Below are 24,393 nucleotides of genomic sequence, written 5' to 3'. Positions count from 1 at the left end.
AAAGGAAAATCGCCTTGCTGCCGCTACGGCGCGGGACTAAGGACATCGTCATGGAAACGATCTTCGACAAGACCCTGATCGCCGCGCATCGCCATCGCGCGCTTGCCAATAACGACCCGAAAGCCGCCTTTCTGCTCGACATCGCCGCCGAGGAAATGGCCGAGAGGCTTGCCGTCGTCGAGCGGCGCTTCGAAACAGCCGTCGAACTGCATGGCGCAACTGGGGTGGCCGCCCGCGCCGCATTGGCGACGGGCAAGGTCGGCACGATGATCCGCGTGGAGAGCGAGAAGGCCTATGCCGGCCCGGGCGAAACCGTGATCGAAGCGCCGCTCGAGGACGTGCCGCTCGAACCGCAATCGGCCAATCTCATCCTTGCGCCGCTCAGCCTGCACCTGACCAACGATACACCGGGTGTTTTCATTCAGATCCGCCGCGCTCTGAAGCCGGACGGCTTGTTCCTGGCTGCGATCCCCGGCGCCGGCACGCTGCAGGAACTGCGCGAGGTGCTGCTGGCCGCCGAGGTCGAGATGACGGGCGGTGCAAGCCCGCGCGTCATTCCCTTTGCCGATGTGCGCGATATCGGCAGCCTCATGCAGCGCGCCGGCTTCACGCTGCCGGTGATCGACACGGAAAACTACACGGTACGCTATGATTCGCTGTTTCCGCTGATGCGGGATCTGAGAGCCATGGGCATGAGCAATCCGCTTGCGGCCCGCGGCCGGTTACCGCTGACGCGCGCCTTCTTCCTGCGCGCAGCAGAGATCTACGCCGAGCGCTATTCTGACCCCGACGGACGCATCCGCGCGACCTTTTCGATCATCTATGTCTCCGGGTGGGCTCCCCACGAGAGCCAGCAGAAGCCACTTCAGCCGGGTTCGGCCAAGGCACGCCTTGCCGATGCGCTGAAAGTGGATGAGCAAAAGCTCAGGCAATAGAGCATGATGCCGAAAGCTGCGAGCGGTTTCCGGACAGTTGAGCCGGCTGCTGCTTCAGTTGACGGTTATATTGTTGTTGATCACGTTGAAGACGTTTTGCAGGGCGCCGGTAAAGAAGCCGAGACCGGAGACGAGCGCGGTGCAAATGATGGCGGCGATCAAGCCGTATTCGACCGCCGTCGCTCCTGCGTCGTCCGCAAGAAATGCTTTTAAAAGACGCATTACCCCAACCCTTTAGCGCGAACCGACAGCAAACCAGCATTCTACGGCCATCTGGCGATGGCCGGCATTTTCAGCAACCGGCGCCGACGCCGTAGCCCTGGACGACGCAGACCGAGCCGGGCGTATCCTGTAGGACGCTGCGGCGGATCGTATAACGCTTGCCGCTTTCGCTCTTCGGGATCGATCCCGTCGTCATCGTATCGAATTCCGCCGGCGCGCTGGCAAAGACGCTCTTCTTCGAGGAATCCGCAAGCATCGGCGTCAGGATAAGCGTCAGGGCGACCACCGCCGTGCCGAACAGAAGGGCGATATTGAGCGCACCTGTCCTGCGCGAGGCAGACGAAACCCGTTCCTTTTCCCGGACAGCTTTCCAGAAATCATCGTCCATGACGTCAGCCTTTTAATACACGCACGCCAGATGCTTGATTGAGGCCGATCTTTGGCAGAAGGTGTTAAACGATCCATTAATATCCACAGCCGAAAACGCTGCAGCGTGATAATAATCAGGTAACGCTAATACATATCATCGGCTGCAGTGGTTCCCGTTCGACGACATACGCTCAAAATTGAGGACATAAGGTTCGGGTTACTTGTCCCGTAGCCGCGTCGCCAGGAAGTCGATGAGTGCCCGAGCGGCCATTGGGAGGTGCCTTCGGGACACATAGAGTGCATGGATGCCGAGCGTGTTCGGCTCCCAATCGGGCAAGACCACCACGAGCTTGTTCGTCTGAACCTCCGGATCGGCGGCAAACCGCGGCAGCATTGCGATGCCGAGATCGGACAGCGCCGCGCACTTCAGGGCGAGAGCGTCATTGGTTTGGAAGCCTCCCAGCACGGGAATGACAACCTGTGCTTCATGATTTTTCAGAGTCCATTCCGTCCCTCCAAGGTGTGTGTAGGTGAGACACCTATGGGCGCTCAAGTCCTCTGGTCTGGTTGGCATTCCGTGCTCCGCCAGATAGCGCGGCGAAGCATAGAGCCGCGACGGGCACTGTCCCAGGCGTTTTGCAATCAACGACGGGTCCAGGTGGTTGGCGATCCGGATCGCCACATCGATGCGGTCTTGCACGAGGTCGACGGTGCGATCTGAAATCTGCAGATCGATCCTGATGCGCGGATAGAGGTCTGCAAACTTTGAAAGGAGCGGGATAAGCTGTGCCTCCGCCAGGATGCTTGGCGCCGTCACCCGGAGCAGTCCGTGAGGGGTATCGGCGCGGCTTGCGACTTCCGTCACTGCGTCGGCGACACGCACTATTTCCCGGCATAATTCGAGAACGCGTTCTCCGGCAGACGTCAAGCTGAGCTGTCGCGTCGTTCGGTGAAGCAGCCGCGTGCCGGACCAGTCTTCCATAGAGGCGATATAGCGCGATGCCATCGCCCTGGACATACCAAGTTCTTCAGCCGCGGCAGAGGCGCTCCCTCGCTCGACTGTCTTTAGGAGAACTTGTGCCGCGACCACTCGATCCATTTATTCGCTCGATTCATGCAACATTCTCTGGCGCACATTGTCCTTTATCTTCGATTTTCGCAACATTACATTTCGCCTTAACAAAAGGACATGACATGAAAAACGACATCGAGCTTCAGTATTATTTCGACCCCCTCTGCGGCTGGTGCTACGCAAGCGCCCCCGCGCTGGCCGGTGTTGCCGAGAATTTTCCGGGTCAACTCAAGATGCTTCCCTCCGGCCTATTCGTCGGAGGCAGGCCGATCTCCTCGATATCAGACCATGCCTGGCGCAACGATCAGAGAATTCAGGCTCTGACGGGGCAGCGTTTCTCTGAAGAATACCTCCAGAACGTCCTACTGGCACCGAACGGCGTTTTCGACTCGGGACCTGCGACGCGCGCCCTCACCGCACTTGGGGAACATGATGCGATGCTCGAGCCTCGTTTCCTGCACGCCATCCAAATCGCCCGCTATCTCAAGGGGCGCGACACTTCCAACATCCAGGAGGTAGTGACGGTCGCCGTTGAGGTCGCTGCCGAGCATGACATCGAACTGACTGCCGAGATCTTTGCCGAAAGGCTCCAGAACGACTCCGCCCTTCAGGAGCGCACGCTGGAGCGGATGGAAGATACGCAGCGTCAGATGAACATCCTCGGCATTCGCGGGGTCCCACAGCTCGTCGCCCTCATCGACGGCGAGGCCCGCATCCTCAGCGGCGAGGCCCTGTATCACGGTCCGGCTCACCTCATCGCAGCGCTCGACGCGCTCTGCGCAGACGCATGAAACATCAATCCCAACACTAGGAGTAATAGCATGAAAATCGCTCTTATCGGAGCTTCCGGTCAGGCCGGCTCCCGCATCCTGTCCGAATTGTCAGCGCGCGGCCATACCGTCACCGCGATTGCCCGAGATCCCTCCAAGGTCGCATCCCTCCCGCACATCACCGCCGCCTCGGGCGACATCGAGGCACCTGAAGCTCTGGCAGGGATTCTGGAAGGGCATGACGCAGTCATCAGTTCGGTGCATTTCTCCGCCAGCGATCCGGACAAGCTGCTTCGCGCCGTCAAGGCCTCCGGCGTTCGTCGCTACTATGTGGTGGGCGGGGCGGGCAGCCTCGAAGTCGCTCCAGGCGTCCTCCTGGTGAACACGCCCGAGTTCCCTGATATCTACAAATCTGAAGCGCAGGGCGGCGTCGACTACCTCACCAAGCTCCGGGCTGAAAACGACCTCGACTGGACCTTCCTGTCGCCTTCGGCCGCATTCGTCCCCGGCGAGCGGACCGGCAGCTTCCGCCTCGGCAAGGACGAACTGCTGACGAACGAAAACGGCAGCAGCATTTCCTTCGAGGACTTCGCCGTTGCACTCGTTGACGAGATCGAAGCCCCGGCCCACGTCAGGCAACGGTTCACCGTCGGCTACTAACCCGATCCCTCCAAATCTCAATCGCCCACTGCAGCGTGGCCGACATCGTCAGGGTGTCGACCGCCGCCGGACCCTCCTGCCTTGGGGGCAGGACGGTTCGCCCCACAACCACGTGAAGAGAACATGATGAACAGACGCACCACCCTCAAGACGATCGCCGCAGCCGCGGCTCTCATGATCCCGCTCGCTACATCAGGTGTCGCGCAGCAGGAGAAGCCTGCCCTGTCATGGACGGCCTTCAAGGCCGGCGAAGCGGGCTTCCTGCGCGCTCCGGTCCTTGTAACCGGCAAGACGGAAGCCGTCCTCATCGACTCGAGCTTCAGCTTTTCGGACGGCAAGGTCGTCGCCGATGCCATTAAGGCCAGCGGCAAGCACCTGACCACGATCTATATCACCACCAACGATCCCGACTACTATTTCGGCCTCGCGCCCGTGCATCAGGCCTTTCCGGATGCTCGCATCCTCGCTGCTCCTGACACCGTTGCGCTGATGCGGAAGAAGGCCGAAGGCAAGATCAAGGCCTGGTCGCCGGTTCTGGGCGACAACGGTCCGAAGTCGGTCTCCGATCTCATTTTCCCGGAAGCGAGCGACATCGACACGCTGTCCGTCGATGGCGAGAAACTCGAAATCGTCACCGCGCCGGGTGTCAAGGATCGTGGTCGCTATATCTGGGTTCCGTCCCTCAATGCCGTGTTCGGCGGCGTGGCGGTCTTCGGCGGCATGTATCCCTGGGTAGCCGACCTTCCGACAATCGAGGAACGAAAGGCTTGGCGCGCGGCGCTTGACGACATCCTCGCCCGCAAGCCCAAGATCGTCGTACCGGGTCACGGCACGACCACGTGGCCGACGGATGTTTCCGGCGTCAGCTTCACCCGCGATTACCTGATCGCATTTGACGCCGAAGCAGCCAAGGCCACGGACTCCAAAGCATTGATCGCAGCCATGAAGAAACTCTACCCCAATGCCGCTATGCCGATTTCCCTGGAACTGGGCGCGAAAGTCGCCAAGGGCGAAATGACCTGGGGTCAGTGAGAAGAGCGGCAAGACTCGCGGCTATCCAGGCCGCGAGGGCCGGTCGCGCCGGCGCGCGTGGCTAGAACGCCCGCGATATCCGGCGCCGCGAGTGCAGAGAAACTTCATATATTCGTAGCATTGTAAAATTCAAACGGGACAATGTGCTGCGAAACGGTGGATGATCGGTCGGTATCGAGCGCCTCCGCCATTGCCCGGACCAGAGTCTCGCCCAACAGTTTTGCGGGATGGGATAGGACGACCTTGATTAGCCCCTCGGCAAGACCGGCTCTTGTTTCGTTCGTGAGTTCGTGTGCTATCACAACAAGCCGTCTGGCTGCTGGCCCGCCGTCCTCCCGCAGGGCTCGCATCACGCCCGTGATGCCGCCGCCGGCAACGTAGAGTCCGACCCAATTCGGCTCGCGCTGCAGAAGGCGGCGCGTGGCGTCATAGGCGATATCTGGCTCTTCAAGCGTGGCAATTGTCTCCAGCATCTGGAAGCCCGGCGCGCTCTCCCGGAAATACGACCGAAAGCCCATTTCGTTCAGATCCTGAGCGAGATATCGGTGGCTTCCGACGAAAACGGAAACCTTGCCGCCGCTGCCATTCAGCCCAGCTATGAACCAAGCGGCCGTGCGGCCCTTTTTGACGCAGTCGTTACCGACATAGGCTGCACGCGAGGCAGTGGAAATATCGGAAATCATGGTCACAACAGGAATGTTTTCCGCCGCCAGACCATCGACGGCGTGGTTCACCTGCGGGTGGTCAGAGGTGATCATTCCCACGACATCGGCTTCGCGACTGAGAGCGTAGATCGCCTCGGCAGCCTTGTCGGGCGCAAGGTCATCCATGAATCTGACGATTGCTCGTCCATGAGCGTCGGGAAACGCCTCGGTCGCTGCAACGAGGACGTCGCTCCACATTTGATAGAGCTTGCGGTGAGACTGCTTGAGAAGAAAACCGAATTTGATCACCGGCTTGTCGTGCTCAAGTCGGCGGGCGATGGCGGTCACCCCGTGAAAGCCGATCTGGCGGGCCGCGCTGAGAACCCGTTCCGCCGTCTGTGGACGGACGGGATCGCGACCATTCAGCACACGATCGACCGTTGAAATGCTCACATTTGCGGCCTTTGCCAAGTCAGGGATCGTTGGACGAGACATCGCGAACCTCTCATTATCTGATGTTATTTATGAGAGTTTCTGGGAGAAAAATCTACCAGTTCGTTGACACTTTGTGGAATTTTCGCAATTTCATCTTCCAGTAAAAGCCAGTTTGGCAGGAGGGCTTGGGAGAGCTCTCTCATCTGGAGGAAATACTCTCATGTCTGCGACCCTTCAAAAGGTGGCGCCGCTTTCGGGCGGCGAAGGTCCCCGCACGCCTATGGATAGCGGAGCCGGCTTCGTTCTTGAAATGCGCTCAATCACCAAGGCGTTTCCTGGTGTTCTCGCGCTCGATGGCATGAACCTGAAGGTGCGTGCCGGCACGGTCCACGTCCTCGTCGGGGAAAATGGTGCCGGCAAGTCGACGCTCATGAAGATTCTGAGCGGCATCTACGCGATCGACGGTGGCGAAATCCTTTTCAGGGGCGAGAAACTCGACCACCAGAGCGCCGCAGCCGCGCTGGAGCGAGGGATCTCGATGATCCATCAGGAACTCAGCCCGGTGCTCGACATGACCATCGCCGAAAACATCTTTCTCGGCCGCGAACCCACTTATGTCAGGACGGGCGTTTTGTCCCGGTTCGTCGATTTCGATCGCATGAATTCAGATACGCAGACGCTGCTCGATCGTCTGGGGCTGAAATACAGCCCCCAGACCAAGATGCGAGACCTGTCCATCGCGACGATGCAGCTCATCGAGATCGTCAAGGCGATTTCGCGCGAGGCCTCTCTGGTGATCATGGACGAACCGACGTCGGCGATCAGCGACACGGAAGTCGCGATGCTCTTCAGGCAGATCGCAGACCTGAAAGCGGCAGGCGTCGCGATCATCTACATCACCCACAAGATGGACGAGATCTTCCAGATCGCCGACGACATCACGGTGATGCGTGACGGCCAGTTCGTCGCGGCCGCCCCGGCGAGCGAATACGAGCCGGCAAAGCTGATTTCGCAGATGGTTGGCCGCACGATCTCCAGCATCTTTCCGAAAGAGGACGTGCCGATCGGCGAGATCGTCCTTTCCGTCGAGAACCTCTCTCGTGACGGCGTTTTCGAAAATGTCAGCTTCGAGGTGCGTGCCGGCGAGATCGTTGGCCTTTCCGGCCTGATCGGCGCCGGGCGGACGGAGGTAGCCCGGGTGATCTTCGGCTTGGACGCCGGGGACGCCGGGGTGATCCGCCTGAATGGACAACCGCTAAAGCTCACGTCGCCGAAGGATGCCATTGCCAACAGCATCGCCATGGTCTCGGAAGATCGCAAGGCGGAAGGCCTGGTGCTTTGCCGGTCCGTCGGCGAGAACATTTCGCTCGCGAACCTCAAGAAATTCGCGTCCGGCCTTTTCATCAGCGAGCGGCAGGAAGAGACAGCCTCGCAGCGCATGATCAAGATGCTGCAGATCAAGACGCCCGATACGGCAATGATCGTGGAGAACCTCAGCGGCGGCAATCAACAGAAAATCGTTCTCGCCAAGTGGCTGCTGGGTGATCTGAAGCTGCTCATTCTCGACGAACCCACACGAGGCATCGACGTCGGGTCGAAATCCGAAATTCACAGACTGATGACGGAGTTCGCGCGTCAGGGGCTCGCGATCGTCATGATCTCATCCGAACTGCCCGAGATCCTCGGCATGAGTGACCGCGTGGTGGTGATGAGCGAAGGCCGGGTCACCGGCGAACTAACAAGAGCCGAGGCCACTCAGGAAAACATCATGCGCCTCGCCACGGGAGGACATTGATGAGCATCGAACGCGCAGACGCGGCTGTGAAACGAGACGGCCAGGGGATTTTAGGCTCGGGCAATATGGGCTTCTCTCAGATCTACCGCAAGTACGGCACAATCCTGATCTTCGTCGGCATCTGCGTCCTTGCCTCGATCCTGAGCCCGACATTTCTGACAGAAGCCAACCTCACCAACGTCCTGCGTCAGGTCGTCGTGGTGAGCCTGCTTGCATGCGGCGTTACCTTTATCATCATTCTGGGGCATATCGACGTCTCGCTGGGATCTGTCCTGGCCCTCTGCGGCGTCTTGGCGGCCAGCGTGATGGCGATAACCGGAAGCGTCATTCTTGCGGTCGCCGCCGGTGTTGCGGTCGGGATCGTCACCGGCATCATCAACGGCTTCGTCATCACCTTTTTCCGCATCCCATCATTCATCATGACTTTGGCCATGACGACGGTGGCACGCGGCGCTGTGCTGCTTTACACGGGCGGCTCGCCAGTGACGGGACTGGGCGACTTCAAAGTGATCGGCCAGGGCTCGCTCGGCCCGGTGCCGATTTCCGTGATCATTCTCGCGACCGTCGTCGTCATCTCCTGGATTCTTCTCAACAAGACCAAGTTCGGCCGGTACGTCTATGCGGTCGGTGGTAACGAGCGCGCCGCTCGCGCTTCCGGCATCAACCCGGACAGCATCGTCGTGAAGGCTTTCATCTTCAACGGCATTCTGTGCGCCGTCGCAGGCATCGTCCTGATGTCCCGCATCAATTCCGGCCAGCCGGCCGGCGGCGTCGGCTACGAGTTTGATGCGATCACCGCGGTGGTCGTCGGCGGCACCAGCCTGATGGGCGGCACCGGAACCATCACCGGCACGATCATCGGATCGATGATTATCGGCGTCATCAACAACATGCTCAATCTCATGAATGTCAGCTCGTACTGGCAGCAGATCATCAAGGGCCTGATCATCGCGATCGCCGTGATCCTCGATGTCTGGACCAAATCTGCCCGCAGCAAGAAGAAGGCATGACCGACGTTCTTCGGCAGGCCGGCGCCTGCTGCGGAACCACCTCTTTGTCGGCGGGGATTTCCCGCATCCGGAATGAACCTGAAACTCTATGGGAGGACCCTATGAAAGCCATTTCCAAACTCGCTCTCGCCTGCGCCGTATCCCTTGCTGCCATCTCCACCGGCGCCGCATTCGCCGCGGATAAATTCGTCGTCGGATACGCCAACATGGCGGATACGGACGTCTTTGTCATGGCGCGCAAGAACGCCTTCATCGAAGCGTCGAAATCCGATCCGGCAGTCGAAGTGAACTTCTCCGACGCCAACAACGACGTCAGCAAGCAACTCGATCAGATCGACAACTTCATAGCGCAGAAAGTCAACGCGATCGTCGTCGTGCCGGTCGACTATCAAGGCATCGTACCGGGCGTCGAGAAGGCGAACCAGGCCGGCATTCCGGTCATCGCTCTCGGCATCCAATCGGCAGGCGGCAAGTACACCTTCGTCGGCTCGAAGAATATCGACGCCGGCCGCCTTCAGGGCGAGTATATGAAAGAACACCTGCCGAAGGACGCCAAGATCCTCTACCTCGAAGGCACGCCGGGGCTCTCCCACACGCAGGAGCGCAAAAAGGGCTTCGAGGATGCGCTCGGCCGTTCCGACGTGGCCACTCTCGCCAGCCTCTCTGCCAATTACGACCGCGCGGAAGGCATGAAGGTTACGGAAGACTGGATCCAGAGCTTTCCGAAATTCGATGCGATCGTCGCAGCCAACGACCAGATGGCGCTGGGGGCGCTGGAAGCACTTCAGGGCGCTGACCGTCTCAAGGGCGTGATGATTTCAGGTGTCGATGGCACGGCCGATGCTCTGAATGCGATCAAGGCCGGCACCATGTCCCAAACGATCTTCCAGGACGCTGCAGGCCAGGCGAAGACCGCCTTCGAGGTCGTGGAAGGGCTGAAAAAGGGGGAGGATGCTCCGGCCGAAAAGCTGGTGCCGTTCGCTTCGATCACCAAGGACAACGTAGACCAGTACGCAAAGAAGTAAGCCCTCCCAAGGTGCGTGCCGGGATGGGGCTCCCGGCACGCGTTTCCCACCAGGGGTAATGCTTGCAAGCCGCAAATCGCTGGTTCTCCAAACGACAGGAAATATCGAAATGACAGTAAGGATCGCCGTCATCGGGGCGGGACTAATGGGAGCCGATCACGCGCGGATCATCGCCGAAGATCTGCCAGGAGCAAGCCTCCAGGTCGTCTGCGACATGGATGCGGACCGCGCCCGCAAGGTGGCAGACGCCTACAGTGCTCATGATGTCGACTCCGACCCCGGCCGGGTCGCCGGTCGTCCGGATGTGGATGCAGTGATCATCGCAAGCCCCGATTTCACGCACGCGCCCTTATCGCTCTCCTGCATAAAGTCCGGCAAACGGGCTCTCTGCGAAAAGCCGCTGTCGCAATCCTCGCAAGAATGCGTGGAGATCATGCTGGCGGAAGAAGCCGCGGGATCGAGGTTCATCATGCTCGGCTTCATGCGCCGCTTCGACCAGTCCTATGTCGAAATGAAACGGGCTCTGGAGCATGGTGCGATTGGCCGCGCGCTGATGATGCACAATTTTCATCGCAATGTCGCAACTCCCGCGTCGGACTTCACCGGAGCGATGGCGATCACCAATTCCGCCCCGCACGAATTCGATGTCGTCCGACACGTCCTCGACACCGAATACGTGTCGATCTCCGCCTTCCAGCCCAAGCGTTCCGACGCGCTGGTCGCACCGGTCTATATGGTGCTCGAAACGGCGGATGACCAACTCGTCAATATCGAGATCAACAACAACGCTGCCTACGGCTACGATGTTCGCGCGGAACTGGTGGGCGAGAAGGCCACCATCGCCATGAACGCCGTCAACTACACCCGCGTCGACCGGGAACTCGGCCAGAGCACAAGCTACGAGGCGGATTGGCGCGGCCGCTATGCCGAGGCCTATCGCCGTCAGAACCGCGCTTTTGTCCGGTTCGTCGAAACAGGGGTATTCCCGAACATCGCTTCGAGCAGTTGGGATGGATACTGCGCCGCAAAGGTCGCCGAAGCCGGCGTCAGAGCCTTGAACGACGGCCGCAAGATCCCCGTCGAAATGATTGCCAAACCGGAGTTTTACGCATGAAGCTTGGATTCGTATCAGACAGCCTTGGCGGGTTGCCGTTCGAGGCGATGCTGGATCACGCTCAAAGGCTGGGCGTCTCCGGCGTCGAGGTCAATACCTGCGGCTGGTCGACGGCGCCGCATTTCCATCTGCCGACGATCCTGCGGGACAAGAATGCGCAGAAGTCATTCCTGGGCGCTTTCGCCGATCGCGAACTGGAAGTGATAAGTCTGAACGCCAACGGAAATCCGCTGCATCCGACCGATCCTGTCCAGGGACAGGGTCTTGAGGATACGATCCGCGCGGCTGGCGAACTGGGCATCAAGACCGTTTGCGCGATGTCGGGACTTCCGGCCGGAAATGCCGCCGACACCATGCCGAACTGGGTGGTTTCCTCGTGGCCGCCGGAAACGCAGGCGATCCTTCGTTACCAGTGGGAGGAGAAACTCCTCCCCTACTGGAGCAAGATCGTGGCACTCGCCAGGGATCACGGTGTGGAACGCATTGCGCTCGAACTGCACGGCAACCAATGCGTCTACAATGTGCCTTCGCTGTTGAAGCTGCGGCAAGCCGTGGGCCCGGTCGTCGGCGCGAACCTGGACCCGTCACATCTCTTCTGGATGGGCGCCGATCCTCTTGTGGCCGCAGAAGCGCTCGGCGACGCCATATACCACGTTCATGCCAAGGATACTTTCCTCAACGCTTCGAAGCAGGCCGTCACAAGCCTTTTGGAGAACGGCAGCCTGATGGACATCCCGGCACGTAGCTGGTCCTACATCACGCTGGGCTTCGGCCATGGCGAAGAATGGTGGCGGCAATTCTGCTACAGGCTTAAAATGGCCGGTTACGACGGCTGGCTCTCGATCGAGCATGAAGACGTGCTTCTGAACAGCCTCGAAGGGCTGGAGAAATCCGTTGCGTTATTGCAGGGCGTAATGCCCGTCGCATCAAGCGATTTCAAGCCGCAGGCGATCTAGCCAGCGAGAGCAATCCCAGGAAAAGCGCGAAGCGGTCCTCCTGGAATTGCGTAAAGGCTAGAGGTTCCGCGCTTCCGTACAAAGCCAGCCTGTTTTCCGGCAGCCTGCTAAAGCAAATCCTGCAGCATGGGAATCAGCGGCTCGTCGGCCGGCGGCATCGGGTAATCGCGCAGCGCCTGCGGACGCACCCATTTCAACGCCTGGCCCTCGCGGCCCTGCGGAATGCCCTCATAGCGCCGGCAGATATAAAGCGGCATCAAAAGGTGGAAGGTCTCGTAGGAATGGCTGGCGAAAGTCAGCGGCGCCAGGCAGGCGATCTTCGTCTTGATGCCGAGTTCTTCCTCGAGTTCACGTACCAGCGTTTCTTCAGGCGTCTCGCCGGGCTCGACCTTGCCGCCGGGAAACTCCCACAATCCGGCCAGCGACTTTCCCTCGGGGCGCTGTGCCAGGAGGATACGCCTGTCGGCATCGATCAGCGCACAGGCAGCGACCAGCAATATCTTCCGGCCATTGCACCGTATGAGAGGCTCGCTCATCGCGACTCCTGCTGCCAATAGCAATAGTGATAGGCGTCGCGAAAACCGAGGCGTTCATAGAGTGCGATGGCCGGGCGGTTGGACAGCTTTACCTGCAGCCAGGCCGAACGGGCGCTGCGCATGCGCGCCCAGCGCAGCGCCGAGGTCAGGATCTCGGTGCCGAGCCCCTCGCGCCGCCGCGTCTCGGAGACCGAAAGCGACATGATGCCGGCAAGGTCGTTGTCCTGGACGCAGAGCACGGTCGCCAGCGGCCCGTCCGCCGCATTCTCGATCATGAACAGGCCCGACGGCGGCTTGATCGCCGAAATGATTTCGGCAAGCGCCGGCTTCAAGCTGAGCGGCGCCCGCTCGACGGCAAGATTGGCGTCGACGAAACGGCCGACATCATGGGTCGGCAGGTGATCGAGCGTATCCGGCAGCTCCGCCTCCGCAAGATCGCAGGTCATCACCACCGTCTCGTCGAATTGCTTCCAGTTCTGCGCCCGGAGAAGATCGATCAGCACCGGCGAGGCAAGCGGCGTCTGGCGGACCACGGCGGCGCGGCCATAGGCCTCGAATTTCCGGCTCGCCTTTTCCAGGCGGATTTCGACGTCGCGATAATCCGAGGGATCGAGCGGCACGATGGAATTCAGCCGGTTGGACGGGTGGCCGGCCGTCAGCCGCACCTGCCAGCTACCGTCATATTGCACCGACGCCGCCGGCCAGGCACGAAAGCCGACGGCTTCCAGCCTGCGCACCAGCGGCAGATTCTGTGAAGATATGGATGCCTGCACCAACGAACGATCAGCTCCGATAGTCGCCATTGATCGCAACATATTCCTTGGTGAGGTCGCAGGTCCAGACGGTTGCCGTGCCGGTGCCGAGGCCGATATCGACTTTGACGGGGATATCCTGGGCTTTCATGACATTCGAGGCGGCTTCCTCCGAATAATCGGGATCACGCTCGCCGTTGACGGCGACCCTGACGTCGCCGAACCAGATGGCGAGCCGGTCGCGGTCGGCCATCTCGCCGGATTTGCCGACGGCCATGACGATGCGGCCCCAATTGGCGTCTTCGCCGGCGGCTGCCGTCTTGACCAGCGGCGAATTGGCGATCGACAGCCCGATACGCTTGGCGGCGGCATCGCTCTCGGCGCCCGTCACGGTAATTTCGAGCATCTTGGTGGCGCCCTCGCCGTCGCGCACCACCTGCAGCGACAGATCCTTCAGCACCTCGTTGAGCGCGGCGCGGAAGGCGGCAAGGCGCGGGTCGTCGGCGCGTTCGATACGGGCCTGGCCGTCCTCGGCCGCAGCCCCCGTCGCAAACAGCATCAGCGTATCGGAGGTGGAGGTGTCGCTGTCGACGGTCATGGAATTGAACGTCGGGCCGACGCCATCGGACAGCAGCACCTGCAGCGCGGCGGGCGCGATGTCGGCATCGGTGACGACGAAGGAGAGCATGGTCGCCATATCGGGCGCGATCATGCCGGCGCCCTTGGCAATGCCGTTGATCGTCACGGCAACGCCGCCGATCTCGGCGCTGCGGGTCGAAACCTTCGGATAGGTGTCGGTCGTCATGATCGCCTTGGCGGCCTCGAACCAGAAATCGCCGGTCGCTTCAGCCTGCATCTTGTCCAGGACGCCTGAGAACTTGGTGGCATCGAGCGGCTCGCCGATGACGCCGGTCGAGGCCAGATAGACTTCGTTTTCACCGCAGCCGACGGCTGATGCGGCCGACTTCGCCGTCAGCGCGGTCGCCTGGCGGCCCTTCAGGCCGGTGAACGCATTGGCATTGCCTGAGTTGACGACGACGGCGCGGGCGCTGCCATGCGGCAGGTTGGCGCGGCAGAAATCGACCGGCGCCGACGGGCATTTCGAGCGGGTGAAGACGCCCGCAACGGCCGCCGGCTTGTCGAAGACCATCATCAGCACGTCGGTGCGGTTCTTGTACTTGATGCCGGCGGAAGCCGTTGCCATGCGCACGCCGCGCAGCGACGGCATCGAGACGAAGGATTTCGGGGCGAGCGGAGAGACGGGACCGGACATGATGAAACCTGCCAATGGGCATTTCCAGGCGAAATCGGCAGCGGCTCGCCGTCCGGAAATGCGACAACAACAACGATATTACAGCGCCGCGCGTCTTTTCAGACGCGCAAAGGACGCTGTAACACTTTAAAATTGCTGCATAATTTTGCCCTTAAATCGATTCCGATTTAAGGAATTATGCAGTAAAGGGCCCGGAAAAACCGGGCCCCTGTGCGATTATTACTGCTTCGGCGCCGGCGCGACGGGCTCACTGCCGGGCTCCGGCTGCTTGTTGGCCTGGTCGTAACCCTTGCGCAGCGTCTCGTCGCTGATTTCGATCTTGGCCGAGGCCTTTGCCTTGTTCAGAAGCTCAAGATACTTGTCGCGCATGACGAGCTGACGAACCTGATCCTGCACCTGCTCGAAGGGCGGCGGCGGGGCGTCGCGCTTATCCTCGACCTTGATGACGTGATAGCCGAAATCGGTTTTAACAGGAGTCTTGGAATAGGTGCCCTTTTCAAGCGCGAAGGCCGCGTCCTCGAATTCCTTGACCATGCGGCCGCGCGAGAAATAGCCGAGGTCGCCGCCTTCCGACTTGTTCGGATCGGTGGACTTTTCCTTGGCGAGTTCGGCGAAATCCTTGCCGGCGTCGAGCTGCTTGATGATGTCCTTGGCTTCGTCCTCGGTCTTGACGAGGATATGGCGGGCGTGGACTTCCTCCTGCTTCGGCAGGGCGGCGACTTCCTTGTCGTAGCGGGCCTTGACTTCTTCAGGCGTCACGATGTCGACGACATGCTTCTTGAAGTAGGCGTTGTGCAGCTCGCGATCGGTGAGATACTGCATGCGCTTCTTGAATTCGTCGGTCTGATCGAGCTTCTCGGCCGCAGCGTCGGCGGCGAGCAGCTTCACGTCGATGGCGGCGGAAAGGGCTGCGACCTTCTTCTGATCATCGGGAAGCTGCGCCAGCTGCGGATCGAGATTGGCGACGGCAAGGTCGAGTTCCGACTGGTGAATCTCCAGATTGCCGACCTTGGCGATGACGGCGTCATCGGCATAGGCCGGGGCCTGGAGCGCAACAAAAGTTGCGAACGCCAGAACGGCAAGTTTGTTGGTGCTCAACATGAAATACCCTTCACAGTTACATCGCCGCTTTCAGCATCGCCTGAATCGGCCCAAAATAGCCATCAACACCGGATTGTGGCCTTTCTGTATCCGCCAAATCCGTTGACATCATTCGACCCCCCTCTTATCTGTCACGCAACCTCGCGTCCAGAACAGTTTCCGGGCGTTTTAAGGCGCGCGCCTGATTTTCGGCTGGGCCGCGAACAACAAACGCCGGGGATGAATATTGAGAAAGGACCAGTCATATGGTCAGCTTTGGCGGTATAGCCCGCAAGTTATTTGGGTCCTCCAATGACCGCCGCGTGCGGTCTTTCCAGCCGAACGTCGCTGCCATCAACTCTATCGAAGAGAAGACCAAGGCCCTGACGGACGAGCAGCTCGCGGCAAAGACCGTGGAGTTTCGCGCTCTGCTCGCCGAGGGCAAGACGCTCGACGACATTCTGATCCCGGCCTTCGCAGTCGTGCGCGAAGCCTCGCGCCGCGTTCTCGGCCTGCGGCCTTTTGACGTACAGCTGGTCGGCGGCATGATCCTGCATTCGAATGCGATCGCCGAAATGAAGACCGGCGAAGGCAAGACCCTCGTCGCCACCCTGCCGGTCTATCTGAACGCGCTTTCCGGCAAGGGCGTGCACGTCGTCACCGTCAACGATTATCTCGCCCAGCGCGATGCCGCGACCATGGGCCGCATCTACGGCTTCCTCGGCATGACCACCGGCGTCATCGTCCACGGCCTGTCCGACGAGGAACGCCACGCGGCCTATGCCTGCGACATCACCTACGCCACCAACAACGAACTCGGCTTCGATTATCTGCGCGATAACATGAAGTATGAGAAGAACCAGATGGTCCAGCGCGGCCACAACTTCGCAATCGTCGACGAAGTGGACTCGATCCTCGTCGACGAGGCGCGCACGCCGCTGATCATCTCCGGTCCGCTCGACGACCGCTCCGAACTCTACAATACGATCGACGCCTTCATTCCGCTGCTCGTACCCAGCGATTACGAGATCGACGAGAAGCAGCGCTCGGCCAACTTCTCCGAAGAGGGCACCGAGAAGCTGGAGAACCTGCTCCGCCAGGCCGGCCTCCTGAAGGGCAACGCGCTCTACGACATCGAGAATGTCGCGATCGTCCACCACGTCAACAACGCGCTGAAGGCCCACAAGCTCTTCCAGCGCGACAAGGACTATATCGTCCGCAACGACGAAGTCGTCATCATCGACGAGTTCACCGGCCGCATGATGCCGGGCCGCCGTTATTCGGAGGGCCAGCACCAGGCGCTCGAAGCCAAGGAAAAGGTGCAGATCCAGCCGGAAAACCAGACGCTGGCCTCGATCACCTTCCAGAATTATTTCCGCATGTACGCCAAGCTCGCCGGCATGACCGGCACGGCGCAGACGGAAGCGGAAGAATTCGGCAATATCTACAATCTCGACGTCATCGAGGTCCCGACCAACCTGCCGATCAAGCGTATCGACGAGGACGACGAGGTTTACCGGACCTTCGACGAAAAGTTCAAGGCGATCATCGAGGAGATCCTCGACGCCCATAAACGCGGCCAGCCGGTGCTGGTCGGCACCACCTCGATCGAGAAATCCGAACTGCTCGCCGAGCGCCTGCGCAAGCAGGGCTTCGACGACTTCCAGGTGCTGAATGCCCGTTATCACGAGCAGGAAGCCTATATCGTCGCCCAGGCCGGCGTACCGGGGGCCATCACGATCGCCACCAATATGGCCGGCCGCGGTACCGACATCCAGCTCGGCGGCAACCTCGACATGCGCATCGAGCGCGAACTCGGCGAAGTCGAAGCCGGTCCGGAGCGGGAAGCCCGGATCCAGGCGATCGTCGAGGAGATCAAGGAACTCAAGCAGAAGGCGCTCGCCGCCGGCGGTCTCTACGTCATCGCCACCGAACGCCATGAAAGCCGCCGCATCGACAACCAGCTGCGCGGCCGCTCCGGCCGTCAGGGCGACCCCGGCCGCTCGAAATTCTACCTTTCGCTTCAGGACGACCTGATGCGCATCTTCGGCTCCGACCGCATGGACAGCATGCTGACCAAGCTCGGCCTCAAGGAGGGCGAGGCGATCGTCCATCCCTGGATCAACAAGGCCCTGGAGCGCGCCCAGAAGAAGGTCGAAGCCCGCAACTTCGATATCCGCAAGAACCTCCTGAAGTATGACGACGTTCTCAACGATCAGCGCAAGGTGATCTTCGAGCAGCGCCTCGAACTGATGGAATCGACCAATATTTCCGAGACCGTTTCCGATATGCGCCGTGAGGTGATCGAGGACATGGTCGACAAGCATATCCCCGAGCGCGCCTATGCCGAACAATGGGATGCCGCCGGCCTGAAGACCGGTGCCTTGAACATACTCAATCTCGACCTGCCGATCGACGACTGGGTGAAGGAAGAAGGCATCGGCGAAGACGATATCCGCGAGCGCCTGACGCAAGCCACCAACGCCGCTTTCACCGAAAAGGCCGAGCGTTTCGGCGACGACATCATGCATTATGTCGAACGCTCGATCGTCATGCAGACGCTCGATCATCTCTGGCGCGAGCACATCGTCAATCTCGACCATCTGCGCTCCGTCATCGGCTTCCGCGGCTATGCCCAGCGGGATCCGCTGCAGGAATACAAGTCGGAAGCCTTCGAGCTGTTCACGGGCCTCCTCAACAATCTGCGCGAGGCCGTGACCGCCCAGCTGATGCGCGTCGAGCTGGTGCAGCAGGCCCCTGCCGAACCGGAACCGCCGCTGATGCAGGCCCATCACCTCGATCCGACCACCGGCGAGGATGATTTCGCCCCGGCGATCTACCAGGCATCGGAAGTCATCGTTTCGCCTGAGAACCGCAATCCGGATGACCCGGCCACCTGGGGCAAGGTCGGCCGCAACGAGACCTGCCCCTGCGGTTCCGGCAAGAAATACAAGCATTGCCACGGCGCCTTCGAGCAGGTCTGAAGCAAGCCGAAAAGATCGTGAAAATGCCGCCTTCGGGCGGCATTTTTCTTTTCCGCGGCAACGCTGGAAAACCGCGATTTCAGCGTCGGTGACAAGCCCGATCCGGAACCGTTTCTTAACCCTGTTCTGTCAAGACTTCGGGACGATTTGCCTGACCTTCAGAGTTTTGCGTGTTCATCATGGCGGTCATAGAAACAGCGGAAAAGATGCTGCCCGCGGGCCTGCGCCCGATCGGCGGCCGCACGCTGCGCATGCTTGCGGCCGTGCTCACCGAACGTGGTGAGAAGGCGGCCGCTCAGCGCATGGCGCTGACCGCCTTTTCGATCCGCATCCTCAGCGCAGCCCTCGCCTTCATCTCCCAGATCGTGCTTGCCCGGCTGATGGGCGAATATGAATATGGCATCTTCGTTTTCGTCTGGGTGCTGGTCGTCGTCTTCGGCGATCTCTCATGTCTTGGTTTCCACACGGCGATCATCCGCTTCCTGCCGCAATACAGGGCAGCCGGCGCTTTTGAGGAAATCCGCGGCCTCACCGGCACGGCGCGCATCTTCGCGCTGCTTTCGGGCACGGCGGTGCTCGCCGCCGGCATGCTCGGGCTGCATTTCTTCGGCGACATGATCCAGGTCTATTATCTCGTCCCGATCTTCCTCGGCCTGCTTGCCATGCCGATGATCGCGCTCGGCGACATTCTGGAAGGCACGTCGCGGGCAAACCACTGGCCGGTGATGGCGCTTGGCCCGGTCTATATCGTCCGGCCGATCCTGATCATCCTCTTCATGCTGATCGCCATTGCCATCGGCGCCGAGCATACGGCCGTCACCGCCATGCAGGCAGCGCTCGCCGCGACCTTCGTCACCGCGCTCGGCCAGTATGCCGTAACGCTCTACCGCCTTCGCCGGCATTATGACGAAGGCCCGCGCAAGGTCGATTTCCTCGCCTGGTTCAGCGTCGCCTTTCCGATTTTTCTGATCGAGGGCGTGAGCTTCCTGCTCACCAATTCCGATGTCGTCGTCGTCGGCATCTTCCTCGAGCCGCACGACGTCGCCATCTACTTCGCCGCCGCCAAGACGATGGCGCTGGTGCATTTCATCAATTTCTCGGTCAAGGCCGCCTCCGGCCCGCGCTTTTCCTCGATCATCGCCGAAGGCGACCATGCGCAGCTGGCGACTGCTGCGATCGACGCCGCCCGCTGGACCTTCTGGCCCGCACTCGGCGTCGGCCTTGTGGTGCTTGCCGCCGGCCATCTTCTGCTGTCGCTCTTCGGCGGCGCCTTTACATCGGGTTATCTGGTCATGGCGATCCTGCTTGCCGGCATCCTCGCCAAGTCTTTGGTCGGCCCGGCCGAAACGCTGCTGATGATGGCCGGCAAGCAGAATCTCTGCGTCGCGCTCTACGCCGGCGCGCTGGCGGCCAATGTCGGCCTCAACCTTGCTTTGATCCCGCATTACGGCATCGAAGGCACCGCGATCGCCACGGCTTCGGCCATGGCGGTCGAGGCAATCCTGCTGCATCTTGCCGTTCGCCGCTCGCTCGGCATCGTCCTTTTTGCCTTCGCCAGCCCCTCCGCCGCAACGCCAGAAATGAGAGTTCGATAGATGGTGCGTATTCCTCCCGTTACCGAAAGCACCGACAGCATTGCCAACCGCATGGTGCATGATCTCGCCGCGCTGCATTTCGAAGCACCGCGAGCCGAGGCGCGCGCCGAGGTCGGCCGGCCGGGCCGCGAACTCTGCCTCTATCCCGGCAAGCTCGGCTATGACCTTCAGGAAGAGCTCGACTTTCTCTCCAACCGGGCGATGGAGCCGAACGTCTTTTTCTCCGGCCGTTTCCTGGCGCCCGCCATGCCGCGGCTCGAAGACCGGCAGGTGAACTTCGCCCTGATCCGCGACCACAATGCGGGCCGCAGCCGCATGCGTTTTCTGCTGCCGTTTTCGGTCGACAAGCCCGGTTTTGCCGTCGGCCCGTCGATCATCCGCGGCTGGTCGAACAGCTTCGGCCCGCTCGGCACGCCGCTCGTCGACAGCGAGGATGCCGCCGAGACACTCGACAATCTCTTCGAGGGACTGACGGCGCGCGACCTCAATCTGCCCGGCATCGTGGTTCTGCCGGATCTGAGGCTGAACGGTATCTTCGTGCGCATGGTCAAGGCGGTGGCGCTCAGCCGCAATCTCCCCGTCACCGTCACCAATCCCTATTTGCGCCCGATGCTGCAGAGCGACGAAGAGGCGCCGGCCTATCTCGGCCGCACCATCTCTTCCTCGCATATGCGCGAGATGCGCCGCCAATGGCGTCTGCTGGAGGAACAGGGAACGGCGGTTTACGCCGTCGCCCGCCAGCCCCGCGAAATCCATATCCGCTTCGAGGAATTCCTGGCGATGGAAGCCGGCGGCTGGAAGGGCAAGCGGCGCAGCGCCCTCGTCACCGATCGCTATCATACCGCCTTCGCCCGCGAGGCGGTGTCCAACCTTGCCGCCGTCGACGCCGTGCGTATTCACACGATCGATCTCAACGGCAAGGCGATCGCCGCCATCGTCGTGCTGATGATGGGGGGCGAAGCCTATACCTGGAAAACCGCCTATGACGAGAACTATGCCCGCTATTCGCCGGGCAAGCTGCTGATGAGCGAACTCACCGAATGGCACCTCGACGACGCCAATATCGTCCGCTCCGATTCCTGCGCCGTCTCGGATCATCCGATCATGAGCCGCTTCTGGCAGGAGCGCGAGGAGATGGGAACGCTGGTGATCGGCCTGACGCAGAACAGCGACCGCGACATGCGCCAGGTCTCAGCCCAGCTTCACATGTACCGCAGCACCCGCAACATGGCGAAGATGCTGCGCGAAAAGATCATGTCGCTCGCCGGCCGGGGTTAAACTTCGCCAGCCGCCCTCTCGCGCAGCAGCCGGCGGATCACCTTGCCGGTGGTCGTCAGCGGCAAGGCATCGATGAATTCTACCTCGCGCGGATATTCGTGCATTGAAAGCCGTGTCTTCACCCATTCCCTGATATCGGCGGCCAGCGCCTGACTTGGCTGATGGCCTGGCGACAGCACGATATAGGCCTTGACGATCTCGGTGCGCACGGCATCGGGTTTGCCGACGGCGGCGGCAAGCTGCACGGCGGGATGGCCGATCAGGCAATCCTCGATTTCGGCCGGGCCGATGCGATATCCCGACGAGGTGATGACGTCGTCGTCGCGGCCTTCGAAGGTGACGTAACCATCGGCATCCTGCCGGCCGATATCGCCGGTGAGCAGCCAGCCTTTGGCGAATTTTCGCGCCGTCGCCGCCGCATCATCCCAATAGCCGAGGAACATGACGGGATCGGGACTGGCGATGGCGATCTGGCCCGGTTCGCCGACTGGCAATTCGACACCGGCCTCATCGACGATCGCCACGCGATGCCCCGGCACCGCCCGGCCGATGGCACCGGCCTCGGTCACGCCATAGGCAGCGCTCGACGAGAGCACGAAATTGCACTCCGTCTGGCCGTAGAATTCATTGACCGTGATGCCGAGCACGCGCTGCGCCCATTCATAGGTCTCGCGGCCGAGCGCCTCCCCGGCCGAGCCGATGGTGCGCAGCACCAGATCGTATTTCGAGCGCGGATCGGCAACCGATCGCATCAGCCTCAATGCCGTCGGCGGAATGAAGGCGTTGCGCACCTTCATCTCGGCCATGATGCGGTAGGCCATGTCGGCATCGAATTTCTGCGCCGGCGACGAGACGACGGGAACCCCGAGCAGAAGGCTCGGCAGCAGCGCGTTGAGCAGCCCGCCCGCCCAAGCCCAGTCGGACGGCGTCCAGACCTTGTCGCCCGCTTCCGGAAAACCCTCATGGGCAAACTGCATGCCGGGAATATGGCCGGGCAGGACACGGTGGCCATGCAGCGCACCCTTCGGCGGCCCCGTCGTTCCCGAGGTGAAAATCATCAACGCCGGATCGTCCGGGCCGGTCTCGACAGTGTCGAAGGCCGGGGAATGGCCGTCCACCAGTTCGCCGAAGCCGGCCGCATCGGTGCTCGCCCCGTCGATGCTGACGACATGCTTCAGCATCGGCAGGCGCTCGCGGATCCGGCGGATGCGTTCGAGACCGAAGCCATTGGTGACGACGGCGGTGACCCCTGCCGCCTTCAGCCGGTATTCCAGCGCCTCGACACCGAAGAGCAGCGCCAGCGGCAGCGCGATCGCGCCGGTCTTGTAGATCGCCACATGCGCGATCACCGTTTCGAAGGATTGCGGCAAGAGCAGCGCGACCCGATCGCCGCGTTTAATCCCAAGCGAAACCAGCGCATTTGCAAAGGCCGAGGACCGGTCGGCGAGGGCGCGATAGGTCAGACTGCGGTGATCGCCATCCGGGCTGAAATGTTCGAGGCAGACCTGATCGGGCGCCCTCGCCGCCCAGTCGTCGCTGACGGCGCGGCCGATATTGAAATCCTCGGGAATCCGCCACGAGAAATCGCGATAGAGATCGTCGTAGCGATCATGGGACGGCAGTATCATAGTCGAAATCCAATGAAATGCTGCACCAGCTAACACCTTGTGCTGCAATTGCGCAAGCGACCGGTCCTGAAGGCGATGACAGACCCGGTTTCAAAGCCCATCACGCATTGTTGTGCGCATCGCAGAACCGATTCTTCGCCGGGCGCCCTGCGACTTTGCCGGTTTCCGCGCTAGATCATGGAAAGCCGCCCGGGGGCATTGGATTGGATCATCGAATTCATCACGGAGTCGTTTCATGGAATATGCAAAATTTGGCAAGACCGGCCTCGAAGTCTCGAAAATCTGCCTCGGCTGCATGACCTTCGGCGATCCCGGCCGCGGCAATCATGCCTGGAGCCTGCGCGAAGAAGAAAGCCGGGCAATGATCCGGCAGGCGATCGACCTCGGCATCAATTTCCTCGACACCGCCAACACCTATTCCAACGGTTCCTCGGAAGAGATCGTCGGACGCGCCATAAAAGATTTCGCCAAGCGCGAGGACATCGTGCTGGCGACGAAAGTGTTCAACCGCATGCGGCCGGGCCCGAATGGCGCCGGCCTGTCGCGCAAGGCGATCTTCGACGAGATCGACAACAGCCTGCGCCGCCTCGGCACAGACTATGTCGACCTCTACCAGATCCATCGCTTCGACTATACGACGCCGATCGAGGAAACGCTTGAGGCGCTGCACGACGTCGTCAAATCGGGCAAGGCGCGGTATATCGGCGCCTCCTCCATGTATGCTTGGCAATTCGCCAAGGCGCTCTACGTCTCCAGGCTGAACGGCTGGAGCGAATTCGTCAGCATGCAGGACCACCTGAACCTGCTCTACCGCGAGGAAGAGCGTGAAATGCTGCCGCTCTGCGAGGATCAGAAGATCGCCGTCATCCCATGGAGCCCGCTTGCCCGCGGCCGCCTCACCCGCGACTGGGACGAGGCGACGGCGCGCAGCGAAACCGACGAATTCGGCAAGACGCTTTACACACAGTCCGTCGATGCCGACCGCAGAATCGTCGAGGCGGTGGCCCAGATCGCCAGGGCCCGCGGCATCTCCCGCGCCCAGGTGGCAACCGCCTGGATCCTGCAGAAGAGTGCCGTGACCGCCCCGATCATCGGCGCTTCCAAACCCAACCACCTCAGCGACGCGGTTGCCTCGCTCTCGGTCAAGCTCACCACCGAAGAAGTGGCCGCACTGGAAGCACCCTACATCCCGCACGCCGTCGCCGGCTTCAAATAGTCGCCGGCGGGT

The 24,393-nt window shown here is 61.1% G+C and carries 22 protein-coding genes; 13 read left to right on the top strand and 9 right to left on the bottom strand.

The window, feature by feature from the left end; genetic code table 11:
• The first annotated feature begins 50 nt into the window (after positions 1-50).
• The gene (locus QMO80_RS15520; protein WP_283197355.1) at positions 51-935 is read left to right on the top strand and encodes a methyltransferase domain-containing protein; all 885 of its coding nucleotides are present in this window, start codon (positions 51-53) and stop codon (positions 933-935) included.
• Positions 936-989: 54 nt separating this feature from the next.
• Here QMO80_RS15520 and QMO80_RS15515 read toward each other — a convergent pair whose 3' ends face one another.
• The 3 genes from QMO80_RS15515 to QMO80_RS15505 form a co-directional block, all read right to left on the bottom strand.
• Entirely contained in the window at positions 990-1,157 is a 168-nt protein-coding gene (locus QMO80_RS15515) for a Flp family type IVb pilin (protein WP_283197354.1), read from the bottom strand.
• A 70-nt stretch (positions 1,158-1,227) separates the two neighbouring features.
• Positions 1,228-1,545, bottom strand: coding sequence for a hypothetical protein (locus tag QMO80_RS15510; RefSeq protein WP_003582564.1), 318 nt, complete (start codon positions 1,543-1,545; stop codon positions 1,228-1,230).
• A gap of 198 nt (positions 1,546-1,743) precedes the next feature.
• Positions 1,744-2,544 (bottom strand): LysR family transcriptional regulator, encoded by an 801-nt coding sequence (locus QMO80_RS15505; RefSeq protein ID WP_283197353.1) that lies wholly within the window; start codon positions 2,542-2,544, stop codon positions 1,744-1,746.
• Positions 2,545-2,603: 59 nt separating this feature from the next.
• Between QMO80_RS15505 and QMO80_RS15500 the strand changes: the two genes are divergently transcribed.
• The 3 genes from QMO80_RS15500 to QMO80_RS15490 all read left to right on the top strand — a co-directional run bounded on the left by QMO80_RS15500 (position 2,604) and on the right by QMO80_RS15490 (position 5,060).
• Positions 2,604-3,389, top strand: a complete 786-nt coding sequence (locus QMO80_RS15500) for a DsbA family protein (RefSeq protein ID WP_283197352.1) — start codon at positions 2,604-2,606, stop codon at positions 3,387-3,389.
• Positions 3,390-3,419: 30 nt separating this feature from the next.
• Positions 3,420-4,028, top strand: coding sequence for an NAD(P)-dependent oxidoreductase (locus QMO80_RS15495; protein WP_283197351.1), 609 nt, complete (start codon positions 3,420-3,422; stop codon positions 4,026-4,028).
• A 123-nt stretch (positions 4,029-4,151) separates the two neighbouring features.
• Entirely contained in the window at positions 4,152-5,060 is a 909-nt protein-coding gene (locus tag QMO80_RS15490; protein ID WP_283197350.1) for an MBL fold metallo-hydrolase, read from the top strand.
• Between the two features lie 104 nt (positions 5,061-5,164).
• On the opposite strand, the gene QMO80_RS15485 is transcribed toward QMO80_RS15490, so the two are convergent.
• On the bottom strand, positions 5,165-6,199 hold the full coding sequence (locus tag QMO80_RS15485) for a LacI family DNA-binding transcriptional regulator (protein WP_369685911.1): 1,035 nt from the start codon (positions 6,197-6,199) through the stop codon (positions 5,165-5,167).
• A gap of 160 nt (positions 6,200-6,359) precedes the next feature.
• Here QMO80_RS15485 and QMO80_RS15480 point away from each other — a divergent pair, with 160 nt between their 5' ends.
• The 5 genes from QMO80_RS15480 (at position 6,360) to QMO80_RS15460 (ending at position 12,039) form a co-directional block, all read left to right on the top strand.
• A complete protein-coding gene (locus QMO80_RS15480; RefSeq protein WP_283197348.1) occupies positions 6,360-7,934 on the top strand; it encodes a sugar ABC transporter ATP-binding protein in 1,575 nt (524 codons plus the stop codon).
• Entirely contained in the window at positions 7,934-8,944 is a 1,011-nt protein-coding gene (locus tag QMO80_RS15475; RefSeq protein WP_283197347.1) for an ABC transporter permease, read from the top strand. Before QMO80_RS15480 ends, QMO80_RS15475 begins: the two co-directional genes overlap by 1 nt.
• A gap of 101 nt (positions 8,945-9,045) precedes the next feature.
• Positions 9,046-9,969 carry a sugar ABC transporter substrate-binding protein gene (locus tag QMO80_RS15470; protein WP_283197346.1) on the top strand — a complete coding sequence of 308 codons (924 nt, stop codon included), beginning with the start codon at positions 9,046-9,048 and terminating at the stop codon, positions 9,967-9,969.
• 109 nt (positions 9,970-10,078) lie between these two features.
• Complete coding sequence (locus QMO80_RS15465; protein ID WP_283197345.1) at positions 10,079-11,083, top strand: Gfo/Idh/MocA family oxidoreductase; 1,005 nt, start codon at positions 10,079-10,081, stop codon at positions 11,081-11,083.
• The gene (locus QMO80_RS15460) at positions 11,080-12,039 is read left to right on the top strand and encodes a sugar phosphate isomerase/epimerase (RefSeq protein ID WP_283197344.1); all 960 of its coding nucleotides are present in this window, start codon (positions 11,080-11,082) and stop codon (positions 12,037-12,039) included. The genes QMO80_RS15465 and QMO80_RS15460 overlap by 4 nt, the downstream gene beginning before the upstream one ends.
• 107 nt (positions 12,040-12,146) lie before the next feature.
• Here QMO80_RS15460 and mutT read toward each other — a convergent pair whose 3' ends face one another.
• The 4 genes from mutT to QMO80_RS15440 all read right to left on the bottom strand — a co-directional run bounded on the left by mutT (position 12,147) and on the right by QMO80_RS15440 (position 15,701).
• A complete protein-coding gene (mutT, locus tag QMO80_RS15455; protein WP_283197343.1) occupies positions 12,147-12,575 on the bottom strand; it encodes an 8-oxo-dGTP diphosphatase MutT in 429 nt (142 codons plus the stop codon).
• Complete coding sequence (locus tag QMO80_RS15450) at positions 12,572-13,378, bottom strand: N-acetyltransferase (protein WP_283197342.1); 807 nt, start codon at positions 13,376-13,378, stop codon at positions 12,572-12,574. The genes mutT and QMO80_RS15450 overlap by 4 nt, the downstream gene beginning before the upstream one ends.
• A complete protein-coding gene (gene argJ / locus QMO80_RS15445) occupies positions 13,359-14,600 on the bottom strand; it encodes a bifunctional glutamate N-acetyltransferase/amino-acid acetyltransferase ArgJ (RefSeq protein WP_283200197.1) in 1,242 nt (413 codons plus the stop codon). The genes QMO80_RS15450 and argJ overlap by 20 nt, the downstream gene beginning before the upstream one ends.
• A gap of 219 nt (positions 14,601-14,819) precedes the next feature.
• Positions 14,820-15,701: a peptidylprolyl isomerase gene (locus QMO80_RS15440; RefSeq protein WP_012559103.1), complete on the bottom strand. Its 882-nt coding sequence runs from the start codon at positions 15,699-15,701 to the stop codon at positions 14,820-14,822.
• Positions 15,702-15,946: 245 nt separating this feature from the next.
• Between QMO80_RS15440 and secA the strand changes: the two genes are divergently transcribed.
• The 3 genes from secA (at position 15,947) to QMO80_RS15425 (ending at position 21,537) form a co-directional block, all read left to right on the top strand.
• Positions 15,947-18,664, top strand: a complete 2,718-nt coding sequence (gene secA, locus QMO80_RS15435) for a preprotein translocase subunit SecA (RefSeq protein ID WP_283197341.1) — start codon at positions 15,947-15,949, stop codon at positions 18,662-18,664.
• 179 nt (positions 18,665-18,843) lie between these two features.
• Positions 18,844-20,259: a lipopolysaccharide biosynthesis protein gene (locus QMO80_RS15430; protein WP_283197340.1), complete on the top strand. Its 1,416-nt coding sequence runs from the start codon at positions 18,844-18,846 to the stop codon at positions 20,257-20,259.
• On the top strand, positions 20,260-21,537 hold the full coding sequence (locus QMO80_RS15425; RefSeq protein ID WP_283197339.1) for a GNAT family N-acetyltransferase: 1,278 nt from the start codon (positions 20,260-20,262) through the stop codon (positions 21,535-21,537).
• Here the strand turns inward: QMO80_RS15425 and QMO80_RS15420 are convergent.
• Entirely contained in the window at positions 21,534-23,165 is a 1,632-nt protein-coding gene (locus tag QMO80_RS15420) for an AMP-binding protein (RefSeq protein ID WP_283197338.1), read from the bottom strand. The genes QMO80_RS15425 and QMO80_RS15420 overlap by 4 nt on opposite strands.
• Positions 23,166-23,400: 235 nt before the next feature.
• Between QMO80_RS15420 and QMO80_RS15415 the strand changes: the two genes are divergently transcribed.
• Positions 23,401-24,381: an aldo/keto reductase gene (locus tag QMO80_RS15415; protein ID WP_283197337.1), complete on the top strand. Its 981-nt coding sequence runs from the start codon at positions 23,401-23,403 to the stop codon at positions 24,379-24,381.
• Positions 24,382-24,393 lie beyond the last annotated feature (12 nt).

Origin of the sequence: Rhizobium sp. BT03, assembly GCF_030053155.1 — a bacterium.
GTDB lineage: Bacteria > Pseudomonadota > Alphaproteobacteria > Rhizobiales > Rhizobiaceae > Rhizobium.
The sequence above is the reverse complement of the archived record's forward strand: the minus strand, read 5'-3'. Positions and strand labels throughout refer to the sequence as shown.

Bases quoted from the DNA above. Each gene is read 5' to 3' on its own strand.
- QMO80_RS15510 (WP_003582564.1), bottom strand. From the start codon at position 1,545: ATGGACGATGATTTCTGGAAAGCTGTCCGGGAAAAGGAACGGGTTTCG.
- QMO80_RS15460 (WP_283197344.1), top strand. From the start codon at position 11,080: ATGAAGCTTGGATTCGTATCAGACAGCCTTGGCGGGTTGCCGTTCGAG.
- QMO80_RS15480 (WP_283197348.1), top strand. From the start codon at position 6,360: ATGTCTGCGACCCTTCAAAAGGTGGCGCCGCTTTCGGGCGGCGAAGGT.
- QMO80_RS15475 (WP_283197347.1), top strand. From the start codon at position 7,934: ATGAGCATCGAACGCGCAGACGCGGCTGTGAAACGAGACGGCCAGGGG.
- QMO80_RS15520 (WP_283197355.1), top strand. From the start codon at position 51: ATGGAAACGATCTTCGACAAGACCCTGATCGCCGCGCATCGCCATCGC.
- mutT (WP_283197343.1), bottom strand. From the start codon at position 12,575: ATGAGCGAGCCTCTCATACGGTGCAATGGCCGGAAGATATTGCTGGTC.
- QMO80_RS15450 (WP_283197342.1), bottom strand. From the start codon at position 13,378: ATGGCGACTATCGGAGCTGATCGTTCGTTGGTGCAGGCATCCATATCT.
- secA (WP_283197341.1), top strand. From the start codon at position 15,947: ATGGTCAGCTTTGGCGGTATAGCCCGCAAGTTATTTGGGTCCTCCAAT.
- QMO80_RS15515 (WP_283197354.1), bottom strand. From the start codon at position 1,157: ATGCGTCTTTTAAAAGCATTTCTTGCGGACGACGCAGGAGCGACGGCG.
- argJ (WP_283200197.1), bottom strand. From the start codon at position 14,600: ATGTCCGGTCCCGTCTCTCCGCTCGCCCCGAAATCCTTCGTCTCGATG.
- QMO80_RS15440 (WP_012559103.1), bottom strand. From the start codon at position 15,701: ATGTTGAGCACCAACAAACTTGCCGTTCTGGCGTTCGCAACTTTTGTT.
- QMO80_RS15430 (WP_283197340.1), top strand. From the start codon at position 18,844: ATGGCGGTCATAGAAACAGCGGAAAAGATGCTGCCCGCGGGCCTGCGC.
- QMO80_RS15505 (WP_283197353.1), bottom strand. From the start codon at position 2,544: ATGTCCAGGGCGATGGCATCGCGCTATATCGCCTCTATGGAAGACTGG.
- QMO80_RS15490 (WP_283197350.1), top strand. From the start codon at position 4,152: ATGATGAACAGACGCACCACCCTCAAGACGATCGCCGCAGCCGCGGCT.
- QMO80_RS15465 (WP_283197345.1), top strand. From the start codon at position 10,079: ATGACAGTAAGGATCGCCGTCATCGGGGCGGGACTAATGGGAGCCGAT.
- QMO80_RS15425 (WP_283197339.1), top strand. From the start codon at position 20,260: ATGGTGCGTATTCCTCCCGTTACCGAAAGCACCGACAGCATTGCCAAC.
- QMO80_RS15415 (WP_283197337.1), top strand. From the start codon at position 23,401: ATGGAATATGCAAAATTTGGCAAGACCGGCCTCGAAGTCTCGAAAATC.
- QMO80_RS15485 (WP_369685911.1), bottom strand. From the start codon at position 6,199: ATGTCTCGTCCAACGATCCCTGACTTGGCAAAGGCCGCAAATGTGAGC.
- QMO80_RS15495 (WP_283197351.1), top strand. From the start codon at position 3,420: ATGAAAATCGCTCTTATCGGAGCTTCCGGTCAGGCCGGCTCCCGCATC.
- QMO80_RS15420 (WP_283197338.1), bottom strand. From the start codon at position 23,165: ATGATACTGCCGTCCCATGATCGCTACGACGATCTCTATCGCGATTTC.
- QMO80_RS15470 (WP_283197346.1), top strand. From the start codon at position 9,046: ATGAAAGCCATTTCCAAACTCGCTCTCGCCTGCGCCGTATCCCTTGCT.